General features: G+C 67.5%; 10 protein-coding genes (1 of these 10 only partly in view). 7 read left to right on the top strand and 3 right to left on the bottom strand.

Annotated elements, in window-relative coordinates:
- Positions 1-570 carry the beginning of a sugar ABC transporter ATP-binding protein gene (locus tag E5F05_RS00985; protein WP_129117177.1) on the bottom strand. It extends 963 nt beyond the left edge of the window, so the window shows 570 of its 1,533 coding nt (coding positions 1-570); its start codon is at positions 568-570; the stop codon falls past the left edge of the window.
- On the bottom strand, positions 567-1,796 hold the full coding sequence (locus tag E5F05_RS00980; protein ID WP_129117176.1) for an ROK family transcriptional regulator: 1,230 nt from the start codon (positions 1,794-1,796) through the stop codon (positions 567-569). The genes E5F05_RS00985 and E5F05_RS00980 overlap by 4 nt, the downstream gene beginning before the upstream one ends.
- A 314-nt stretch (positions 1,797-2,110) precedes the next feature.
- On the opposite strand from E5F05_RS00980, the gene E5F05_RS00975 reads away from it, so the two are divergent.
- Genes E5F05_RS00975 through E5F05_RS00945 form a run of 7 tightly spaced genes read left to right on the top strand, consistent with a single transcriptional unit; the run spans position 2,111 to position 9,833 of the window.
- A complete protein-coding gene (locus E5F05_RS00975) occupies positions 2,111-2,917 on the top strand; it encodes an IclR family transcriptional regulator (protein ID WP_129117175.1) in 807 nt (268 codons plus the stop codon).
- A 10-nt stretch (positions 2,918-2,927) separates the two neighbouring features.
- Positions 2,928-4,520 carry an ABC transporter substrate-binding protein gene (locus E5F05_RS00970; protein ID WP_129117174.1) on the top strand — a complete coding sequence of 531 codons (1,593 nt, stop codon included), beginning with the start codon at positions 2,928-2,930 and terminating at the stop codon, positions 4,518-4,520.
- A 24-nt stretch (positions 4,521-4,544) separates the two neighbouring features.
- Positions 4,545-5,492: an ABC transporter permease gene (locus tag E5F05_RS00965; protein WP_129117173.1), complete on the top strand. Its 948-nt coding sequence runs from the start codon at positions 4,545-4,547 to the stop codon at positions 5,490-5,492.
- A complete protein-coding gene (locus E5F05_RS00960; protein WP_129117172.1) occupies positions 5,485-6,363 on the top strand; it encodes an ABC transporter permease in 879 nt (292 codons plus the stop codon). Before E5F05_RS00965 ends, E5F05_RS00960 begins: the two co-directional genes overlap by 8 nt.
- On the top strand, positions 6,360-7,775 hold the full coding sequence (locus E5F05_RS00955; protein ID WP_129117171.1) for a BPL-N domain-containing protein: 1,416 nt from the start codon (positions 6,360-6,362) through the stop codon (positions 7,773-7,775). The genes E5F05_RS00960 and E5F05_RS00955 overlap by 4 nt, the downstream gene beginning before the upstream one ends.
- Complete coding sequence (locus E5F05_RS00950) at positions 7,768-8,994, top strand: dipeptidase (RefSeq protein WP_129117170.1); 1,227 nt, start codon at positions 7,768-7,770, stop codon at positions 8,992-8,994. Before E5F05_RS00955 ends, E5F05_RS00950 begins: the two co-directional genes overlap by 8 nt.
- The gene (locus tag E5F05_RS00945) at positions 8,991-9,833 is read left to right on the top strand and encodes an alpha/beta fold hydrolase (RefSeq protein WP_129117425.1); all 843 of its coding nucleotides are present in this window, start codon (positions 8,991-8,993) and stop codon (positions 9,831-9,833) included. The genes E5F05_RS00950 and E5F05_RS00945 overlap by 4 nt, the downstream gene beginning before the upstream one ends.
- An 84-nt stretch (positions 9,834-9,917) precedes the next feature.
- On the opposite strand, the gene pdxA is transcribed toward E5F05_RS00945, so the two are convergent.
- Positions 9,918-10,895: a 4-hydroxythreonine-4-phosphate dehydrogenase PdxA gene (pdxA, locus tag E5F05_RS00940; RefSeq protein WP_129117169.1), complete on the bottom strand. Its 978-nt coding sequence runs from the start codon at positions 10,893-10,895 to the stop codon at positions 9,918-9,920.
- Between the last annotated feature and the right edge of the window lies 1 nt (position 10,896).

The following is a 10,896-nucleotide window of genomic DNA, read 5'->3' as shown; positions in this document are numbered from 1 at the left end:
CAGGTGGCGCATCAGGCGGAACAGCCGCTCGGTTTCCTGGAGGGTCAGGGTGGCGGTGGGTTCGTCCAGGATCAGCACGCGGGCCTGCCGCGAGAGCGCGCGGGCGATCTCCACCAGTTGCTTTTGCGGCACGGTCAGGTCACGCACGCGCAGGCGCGGGTCGAGCGTCACGCCCAGCCGGGCCAGGGCTTCTCGCGCGCCCCGCCCCATCGCCGCGTCGTTCAGCAGCAGGCCGCCCCGCTCGTGTCCCAGGAAGATGTTCTGCGCCACCGTGAGGTCCTCGGCCAGGTTGAACTCCTGGTGAATCAGCACGATGCCCCGAGCCTCGGCGTCCCGGCTGTCCCGGAAGTGGGCGGGCTGACCCGAGAGGCGCACCTCGCCGCGTGTGGGTGCCAGGTAGCCTCCCAGAATCTTCATCAGGGTGCTTTTGCCCGCGCCGTTCTCGCCCAGCAGGGCGTGGACCTCGCCGGGGGCCACCGAGAACGTCACGTCGTGCAGCACCTCCACCGGGCCAAAGGTCTTCGAGATGCCCTGAAAGGCGACGGCGGGCACAGCCTCGGGTGCCGTCATGCTTCACCTCGCAGCCCCGCCTGCACGGTCAGCGCGTGGCGCAGGGCCAGCACCGCCGCGCCGCGCCGCCCGGAGGCGTCCTGAAGATGGGTGTAGTCGATGCGGAGCTTGCGGGTCGAGAGGGGCAGGCTGCGCGCATACACGCTCTGCCGCACGCTAGCGAGCATCAGCGGCCCCATGTGCGCGACGCCGCCGCCCAGCAGAATCTGCGAAGGGTTGAAGAAGTTCACCAGGCCCGCGAGAACCTGACCCACCCGGCTCCCGGCGGTCTGCACGATGTGGTTGGCGACGGGGTCCCCCAGCCGGGCGGCCTGCGCGACCTCGCGGGTGCCCAGTTCGCCGTGCTGCCGGGCGAGGTCGGCCAGGATGGGGCTGGCTCCGCTCTCCACCGCCTGCGCCGCCTCACGGGCGATGTGTGGCGCGCCCGCCAGCGCTTCCAGGCAGCCGGGATTGCCGCAGTAGCAGCGCGGGCCGTCCGGGTCCACGCAGATGTGCCCGATATCCCCCGCCGCCCCATCCGCCCCCCGGAACACGTCGCCGCGCGCGATGATGCCGCAGCCGATGCCGGTGCCGAGTTTGACCACCAGAAAGTTCTCCAGGTCCGTGCCCAGCCCCCGTTGCCGGACGTGATGCAGTTCGCCCAGGGCCATCAGGTTTACGTCGTTGTCCACGGCGAGCGGGGCCTCGAACAGCGCCGCGAAGTGCTCGCGCAGGTTGAAGCCTTCCCAGCGCGGCATCAGGGGCGGGTTGATCAGCAGGCCCGTGCGGAACTCCACGGGGCCGGGGACGCCCATCCCCAGGCCGAACACCCCTTCAGGCGGGACGCCGTGACAGGTGAGCAGGTCGTCGAGCAGGCCCCCGATCTGCGCGAGGACCGGGCCGGGTCCCAGGCTCACGCTGGTCGCCGCCGTGCGCGTTCCCAGCACCGTGAGGTTCACGTCGCACAGGACCACGTCCACGCTGGTCGCGCCGAGGTCGATGCCCACGATGAACCCGAGCTGGTGGCTCAGGTGGAGGCTGGTGGGTCTTCGCCCGCCGCTGGATTCCTGGGATTCGCCCTCTTCGAGCCACCCGTCGTCGAGCAGGTGCGCGACCAGGCTGGCGATCTTGGACTTCGAGTGACCCGTGCGTGCAGCGAGTTCGTGCCTGGAGGGGCCGTCCATCCAAAGCAACTTCTCCAGAAGCTCAAACTCGTCTCGGCTGAGGGACAGGGCGGTCGTCGGCATACGTGCGACACCTCGGTGGCTTGTCTGGCGTGTTTGTCAGCATAGGCGCCGGACTTTGTGGAGTCAAAATCAAACTTCGTCCTATTTGTGGACGAAGTTCATAGGGGTTCTGGCTTGCTGATGATTTCCTTCCCCCTTGGTGCCAGGAAACTTTTACTGCCGCCAGCACGATGGGCTGCGCTTTTTGAACTGGGCCGAGATAAGAGTCCGTACTTGACAGCTCTTCTAGATGAACTCTGTGGCCCAGCTTGTCATCAGCCTCCCACAGGAGTAGGGTTAATCAAACCAGTTGCTAGAGTCAAACAGGAGGTAGGATGCCCCAGACGACGAGCGAGGCTCCCCGGTATGTCATCCAGTCCGCCGCCAGTACCCTCGAAGTGCTGCTGGCCTTTGGACGCCCCCCCCACCGCTTCACTCCCTCGGAACTGGCCCAGGAACTGGGAATTGAGCGGAACCAGGCGTTTCGCTGCCTGCGCACGTTGTTCCATGTGGGCTTCCTCCACACCGACGAGGATGACCGCTATTACTTGACGGCGCTGGTCGAGCAACTGGCGGGGGCCGCGCAACCGCAGCCCTCCCTGGTGGCGGCGGCCAAATCCTTCATGGACGAGGTGTCGCAGACCACGGAGGAAACCGTCAATCTCTTCGTGCTGGAGGGCGATGAGGCTACTTGCGTGGACCACCGTGACGGCCTCAGGCCCGTCCGGCTCGTGACGGAGCTGGGCCGACGCGCGCCCCTCCACGCTGGCGCCTGCCCCAAGGCCATCCTGGCCTTTCTCCCGCCCGAGCGGCAGCAGGCCGTCGTCGAGCGGGTGGGAAGCCTGCCGCAACTGACGCCCCATACCCTGAATTCTTCCGAGGCCCTCCAGAGGGAGCTTCAGGCGATCCGCACCCGGGGCTACGCCATCAGCGACCTGGATGTCGACCTGGAGGCCCGTGGCGTTGGCGCCCCGATCTTTACCGCAGACGGAAACGTGGTCGGTGCCATCAGCGTCGGCGGACCGGCCTCCCGCATGACACCCGGACGCATCGCCGAACTGGGCGAGGTCATCGTCGGCGTGGCGCGGCTGATCTCGCGTCACCTGGGCTACAACGGCGCAGCCTTCTCTCCCCTTCCGTGAGGTGGCAGGTATGAAACGAAGTGGCAGGCACATCGGACAACTGATCCTCGGCAGCCTCCTTCTCGGCGTCGGCAGCGCCCAGGCACAGGGCACCCCTGACCCCAACGGCAGCGTCACGTTCGTGACCACCGCCGATCCGACCTTCAATCCCTGGAGTCCCAACGCCTTCGTCGAATCCAACCTCCTGAACGAGTTGCTGTTCCCGGGACTCACCCGCTGGGACAAGAACCTGAAGCCCGCCCCCGACCTCGCCACATCCTGGCGGGTGTCCAACGACGGCCTCAAATGGACCTTCAACCTGCGCAAGGGGGTGAAGTGGTCCGACGGCCAGCCTTTCACCGCCGACGACGTCGCCTTCACCTTCAACGACATCGTGCTGAAAAAGGAACTCGGCGCCAACCAGGGCGCCACCTGGCGCAACTCCGTCACCCGCGTCAACGTCGTGAACCCGCTGACGGTGGAGTTCGTCCTGTCGCGGCCCTGGGCGTCGCTGCCGACCTACCTGGCGTACTACGCGGGCATTCTGCCGAAGCACAAATTCGCGGGCGTGACCGACCCCTGGAAGTACACGGAGTTCAACAAACAGAACCCGGTGGGCGCTGGCCCCTTCAAGATCGCCCAGGTGGTTTCGGGCGCGACCATCAAGCTGGTCCGCAACGATAATTACTGGGCTGGCAAGCCCAAGCTCCAGAGCGTGACCTTCAAGGTCATCCCGGATACGAACGCGCAGCTCGCACAACTGCTGTCCGGCGACGTGGATCTGATCGCCGTCGGGAACCCCGAACTCGTGGACCGCATCAAGGCCAATCCCAACCTGGCAATCGACGTGGCGACCGCCAACATCTACTACTTCGTGGCCCTGAACCAGAACGACCCGCGCTTTCAGGACGTGCGGGTGCGTCAGGCGCTGCTCTACGCCATCGACCGGCCCGCCATGATCAAGAGCGTGCTGCGGGGCTACGGCCAGGTCGCCACCGGGCCAATCGCGCCCATCCAGAAGACCTATTACAACCCGAACGTGATGAAGTACCCGTACGATCCGGCCAAGGCGAAGGCCCTGCTGGCCCAGGCGGGCTGGAAGCCGGGACCGGACGGCATCCTCCAGAAGGACGGCAAACCGCTGGTGATCCAGATGCCCACGGCGTCCTACCAGCAACTGGTGCCCATCACGCTGCTGATCCAGCAGTACTGGAAGAACATCGGCGTCAAGGCGGAGATCAAGACCATGGACTGGAATTCCTACATCCAGCAGGTCATCGCCAAACGGGACTACGAGGCCTCGGCGGCGTGGTGGTCGACCCCCGCAGACCCGGACGTCCTGCCGTACTACGATTCCAGCGCGGCGAACACCGGCAACAACATCCCCAACTACAAGAACCCCAAGCTCGACCAGCTCCTGGAAAATGGCCGCAAGGCCAAGGGGGAACTGGCCCGCAAGCAGATCTACAACGAGGCGCAGGCCATGATGGCGCGGGAGTTGCCTTACCTCTACCTGTGGTACCCCCAGAGCATCACCGCGTACAACAAGCGCCTCCAGGGGATGCGGGGCATCACCCAGGCCGCCGACTTCCAGTACGCGAACGAGTGGTTCGTGACGAAGTAAGCCCCCTCTCAGGGAAAGGGTGACATGCTGACTTTTCTGGGTCGACGGCTCGGCCAGGGGGTCCTGGTCCTGGTGCTGATTTCCCTCGTGACGTTCTTCCTGATCAACCTCGCGCCCGGTGGGCCGAGCGCCGCCGCCCGCTTCGAGACGACGGCAGAGGAACGGGCCGCGCTGTCCAAGCAACTGGGCCTCGATCTTCCCGTCACCACGCGCTACGTGAACTGGGCAGGCGACGTTCTGCACGGCGACTTCGGCGTGACGCTCAACGGGGGGCAGCCCATCGGGCCGATGGTGCGGCAGCGGCTGTGGAATACGGCGCAACTGGGGCTGTCGGCCCTGGTGCTCTCGGTGGTGGTGGGCGTCTCGCTGGGCATCCTCACCGCCATGCGCCGCAACTCGCCGCTCGACCACCTGGTCAATGCCCTGAGCACGCTGGGCATGAGCATTCCGGATTTCTGGACCGGGATCATGGCGATCCTGCTGTTCTCGGTGACGTGGAAGCTGCTGCCCTCCTCCGGCCTGTATGACGCGAGCGGCGGGTTCTCCTTCACGGGCTGGCTGCGCCACATGATTCTCCCGGCCAGCGTCCTCGCCTTCGTGATGCTGCCCAACCTGGTGCGCTTTACCCGCTCCTCCCTGCTGGAAGTGCTCAGCACCGACTACCTCCGCACGGCGCGGGCCAAGGGCGTGCAGGAGCGTCAGGTCATCCTCAAGCACGCCCTGCGCAACGCCCTGGTGCCGATCCTCGCCATGATCGGTCTGATCCTCCCGGCGCTCCTCAGCGGCTCGGTGATCGTGGAGAGCGTGTTCGGCCTGCCCGGCATGGGCCGCCTCGCGGTGGACGCCGCCCTGGGGCGCGACTACAACACCATCATGGCGGTCACCCTGGTCGCCGGGGCCGTCGTCATCGTGACCAACCTGCTGGTCGACATGACCTACTCGCTGATCGACCCGAGGATTCGCCATGACTGACGCGCGCGCCCTCCCCGCGGCCCGGCCCGCCCGAGGAAAATCCAGAGGTCTGCTGGCGCGGATCGTCCGTCATCCGGTGGGCCTCGCCGCGCTGCTGCTGCTGCTCGTCCTCTACGGGCTGGCGTTCCTGGGACCGCTGATATACCGCGTGTCCCCGATCACCACCGATCCCCTCCACACCATGGCGGCCCCCTCGCCGGAGCACCTGCTGGGCACCGACGAGCTGGGCCGGGACGTGCTCGCACGGTTGCTGTACGGCGGACGCATCACCCTGCTGATCAGCGTGGTCAGCATGGTCGTCGCGCTGAGCGTGGGTTCCCTGGTCGGTGCGCTGGCGGGCTACCACCGCGGCTGGCTGGAAACCGCCCTGATGCGGCTGGTGGACACCTTCCTGGCTATCCCCAGCTTCTTCCTGATCCTGGCGGCCCTGGCGGTACTCGGCAACTCGCCCCCGGTGGTGGTGCTCGTCGTCGGCCTGGGCTTCTGGCCTAGCGTGGCCCGCATCGTCCACGCGGAGGTCAGCAAGATCCGCAACTTCGACTTCGTGGAGGCCGAGCGCGCGCTGGGCGCCTCGTCCAACCGCATCATCTGGCGGCACGTGTTCCCGCAGGCGCTCCCCTCGGCCGCCGTGCTCACGACGCTGGGGATCGCCTGGTCGATCCTGACCGAGACGGGACTCAGTTACCTGGGCCTGGGCATCCAGCCCCCGCTGTCCTCCTGGGGCAACATGCTCCAGAATGCCCAGACCTACTTCTGGGTCAAGCCCGCGCTGGCGGTCTATCCTGGCGTGCTGATCGCCCTCGCGGTCCTGAGCTTCAACCTGCTGGGGAACGTGCTGCGCGACCTGACCGACCCCCGGAGCCGCTCGTGACGCGCCCCGACTGGTGGGCCGGGACGCGCGCCGAACTCGCCCCCGCGCTGCGCGACCTGAGGGTGGCCGTGTACGCCTCGGGTGGCGCGCCCTACCACCACGCGGCACTCGTGGCAGCGTGGGGGGGCGTTCCCGAACCGCTGAGCGCGGAAGGCATCCTCGCCGGGAACCTGGACGGGTACGACGTGCTGGTGATGCCGGGGGGAGGCCTGAACGCCATGGGCGGCCTGCTCGCGCCGCTGGGCACTTCCGGTACCGCCCGCATCCGCGACTGGGTGGAGCGCGGGGGCATGTATGTGGGGTCCTGCGCCGGGGCTTACCTGGGCGCCCGGCTCCCCGAGAGTTTCCTGGACGCCCATCCGGAGGCCCGCGGCCTGCACCTGCTTGACCTCCCCATCGCCAATGCGGCGGATGGCGGGTTGGGTGGCCTGGACTCCCCGGGCGTCGGCGTCCTGCGGGTGCGCCTCACGGACCCCGGCCACTGGCTGACGCGCGGCCTGCCGGATGACTTCGAGATCGTGCATTACAACGGCCCGTGCTTCCTGCCCCCGGCCGGATCGGCGCTGCGCGGCGCCGTCACCCTCCACGCGCTCACGGAGCGGTTCACGCCCTGGGAACACAGTCTCCCCGGCGGCGTTCAGGGACCCACGCTGGCCGAACGCCTGACCGGGCAGGACGTGCAGCTCGCCGTGTCCGGTCCGCTCGGGGAGGGCTGCGTGGTGCTGTTCGGCTCCCACCCGGAGTTTGGCTTCAGTTCCCTGCAACTCGGCTGGGGCGTCGCCGCCCGGCTCTTTGCAAACGCGCTGGCGCACCAGGCCGGGCGGCGTGCCAGCGGGGGGCGTGCGCCGGGTAATTCCCGACCAACCAGCGTGACTTTGGAAGACATCGCCGCCCGCCTCGACCACGCGGCCGCGCGCTTCGCGTCCCTGGCCGCCGTCCCACCCGACCTCGTGAATGCCCCGGCTTTCCTGGGGCAGCGGGCGGAGGAGGTGTGGAGGGATGCCCTGCATGAGGCAGCCCAGGTTTCCGCAGCCACCGCCGCCTATCTGCGCGACCTCGCCCCACAGCGGCCGGAGGCCGGACCCTTCGCCCCCTGGATCGACCACGCTCCGGCACCCGGCCAGGACTACGGCTTCGTGGGCCTGGCGCAACTGGCGGCCTCCATCCATCGGCTGATGGACGTCGCCGAGGCGCACCGGGAGGCGCCTCCACCCGACCTGACCTTCCCGTACGACGCCTGGGAACGTTCCCCCTACCACCTGCTGGCCAGTTCGTACCTCAGCGCTGCTGGCCTCGCCGCCTGCGCCAGCCTCGCCGCCGGAACCCTCGGCACGCTGTGCGGGCTGAACTCGGTGCCCTATCCCCTCGTCTCTCCGCCCCTCCCCACCGAACAGGAGCCTGCCCATGACTGACCTGAAAGACGCCCCGATGCAGCAGAAGAAGTACAGCGGCTACAAGTCCTTTTCCTACCTGGAGCCGGGCACCGACTACAAGGTGTGGCCGCTCAGCGCGGAGCTGAACCGGGTGCCCAGCCGCCGGGTGGAGGTCAGCGACGAGCAGGAAGCGCGGGTGCGCCGCATCTTCCGCGACCACCTGATCATCTCGCTGCACGACCACTGCTTCGTGGCGCCGGAGGACCTCTCGCAGTTCCTGGAGTTCCGCCGCTGGGGGCGCGACTTCACCGGCTACGAGGGGCTGAGCGTGTCCGGCCTGGACGCCGTCTTCGACAACCTGATGAACGGCACCGCCATGATCACCTCGCGCGGCGGCTGGAAATGGGACGACGTGATCTACGACATCGGCATGCGCCTGTCGGACATCGCGCACCAGGAGATGGTGGTGCACTGCAAGACCACTGAGGACATCGTGAACGCCAAGCGGAACGGCCAGATCGCGTTTATCGTGTCCCTTGAAGGCGCGGCGATGATCGAGAACGAACTCGACCGGCTGGACATCCTGTACGGCCTGGGCGTGCGCTGCATGGGCATCGCCTACAGCGAGGGGAACGCTCTGGGGGGCGGCCTCAAGGAACCGCGCGACGGCGGCCTGACCACCTTCGGGCGGCAGGCGGTGAAGCGGATGAACAAGCTGGGCATAGCCATCGACGTGAGCCACAGCGGCGACCAGACCTCCCTCGACACCATCGAGGTGAGCGACAAGCCCATCTTCATCACCCACGCGGGCGCCCGCGCCCTGTGGAACTCCAACCGGCTCAAGCCCGACGAGGTGATCAAAGCCTGTGCGGCCAAGGGCGGTGTGATCGGCATCGAGGCGGCGCCGCACACCACCCTCACCGAGCGGCATTCCCGCCACAGCATCGAGTCCTTTATGGAGCACTTCGAGTACTGCGTGAACCTGGTGGGGATCGACCACGTGGCGTTCGGGCCGGACGTGCTGTTCGGGGACCACGTGGGCCTGCACGACGCCCTCACCGAGGCCCTTTCCATCGGCGCCTCGCGCGGCCACCTCAGCTACGAGAAGGTGCCCTACGTGGACGGCATCGAGAACCCGGCCGAGGCTTTCCCGAACATCGTCCGCTGGCTGGTGAAGCATGGCTACAGCGACGAGGACATCGCCAAGGCGGTGGGCGGGAACGTGATGCGGGTGCTGAAGGAGGTGTGGTACCGGTGAGCCAGGTGGCCGAGGTCAATGGACTGAAGCTGGTCTACGAGGACGGCGGGCAGGGCACCGCCATCGTGACGCTGCATGGGGGACCGGGCATGGGGAGCCGCGCGGGCGACTGGGCGGCCTTCCAGCCCCTCACCGACAACTACCGCCTGATCTCCTACGATCAGCGCGGCAACGGCGAGTCCGAGGGGGCTGAACCCTACTCACACGCGCAGTTCGTGGCGGACTTGGAAGCGCTGCGTCAGCAGTTGGGCCTGGGCAAGATCGTGGTGCTGGGGGGCAGCTACGGCGGCTTCCTGGCGCTGGAGTATGCCCTCGCGCACCCGGAGAATCTCCACGCGGTCATCCTGCGCGACACCGCCGCCAGCAACCGCTTCCAGGGCACCAGCAAGGAACGGGCCCTGAGCAGCGGCTTCCCGATGGACGAGGAGACGTTGGACCGTCTGTTTTCCGGCCAGGTGCGCGATAATGACGACTTCCGCACCAGCTACGCCATGATCCAGCCGCTCTACACCGTCGAGCGTGACCCGGCGGCAGAGGCCGAGCGCCTGGCGCGTATCCCGTTTCGTTACGAGACGCACAACTGGGCCTTCTCCCGCAACCAGCCCGGGTACGACCTCACCGGTCGCCTGGGAGAAATCACGGTGCCGGTGCTCGTGACGGTGGGGCGGCACGACTGGATCACCCCCCTGGAGGCCAGCGAGGAACTCGCCGCCGCGCTGCCGCAGAGCGAGCTGGTCGTGTTCGAGCACAGCGGCCACTCGCCCCAACTGGAGGAGCGCGAGCGTTATCTCACCGTCGTCCGCGACTTTCTCGCCCGGCACGTTCCGGCGACCGCGTGACCGCCCGGCCCATCTCCCGTGAGGAACGGGCCGGACGCACCCGTGATGTGTTCGGCCATCTCCCGGCTGGCCTTGACGCCCTGCTCACAACAGCTTGAAGGCCAGCTCGATCGCGGCCTGCATGCTCGCCTGGTCCGCCTGGCCGGTGCCCGCGATATCAAAGGCGGTGCCGTGATCGACACTCGTCCGGAAGAACGGCAGACCGACGGTCACGTTCACGCCGGTATCGAACCCCAGCAGCTTGACCGGGATGTGCCCCTGATCGTGGTACTGCACCACGACCATATCGAAGTCCCCCCGGCGCGCCCGCAGGAAGACCGTATCACCGGGCCACGGGCCACTCACGTCGATGCCTTCGCGCTGGGCCTCCTGTATGGCGGGGATGATCTGCTCGATCTCTTCACGTCCGAACAGGCCGTTTTCCCCCGCGTGCGGGTTCAGGCCAGCGACCGCGATCCGGCGGCGCGGGACCCCCAGACGTTGCAGGGCCTCGTCGGCGAGGCGGATGACGGTCAGTTCACGTTCGCGCGTCGCCCGTTGGATGGCCTCGGCCAGCGAGACGTGCGTGCTGACGTGAATGACCCGCAGATCAGGCGCGACGAGCATCATGGCGTAGTTTCGCGTTCCGGTGAGGTCCGCGAAAATTTCGGTATGGCCGGGATACAAAAAGCCCGCCAGGTGCAGCGCTTCCTTGTTGAGCGGCGCCGTTGCGACCGCCTGAATCTGCCCGCTAAGGGCCAGTTCAATCGAGCGGCGCACGTACGCGAAGGCGGCGGCCCCGGCCTTCGCGCTGAGTTGCCCGAAGGGCAGGTCCTCGGGGAGGTCCGTCACGGGGACGACGTTCACCACGCCCGGGGCAAAGGTGGCGTCGGCAGGCACGTCAACCGGCCTCACTTCCAGCGGGAGATTCAGGAGAGTGACCGCGCGGCGCATGATGGTGACGTCGCCGATGACGACGGCGCGGCAGCCAGCGGTTCTGGGGTCGGCGAAGGCCTTGGCGATGATCTCGGGACCGATCCCCGCGGGATCGCCCATGGTGATACCGATGATGGGTTGGGGCATG

Origin of the sequence: Deinococcus metallilatus (assembly GCF_004758605.1) — a bacterium.
In the GTDB taxonomy this organism is placed as follows: domain Bacteria; phylum Deinococcota; class Deinococci; order Deinococcales; family Deinococcaceae; genus Deinococcus; species Deinococcus metallilatus.
Note: the sequence above shows the minus strand (reverse complement) of the source record. Positions and strands in the feature narration are given on the sequence as shown.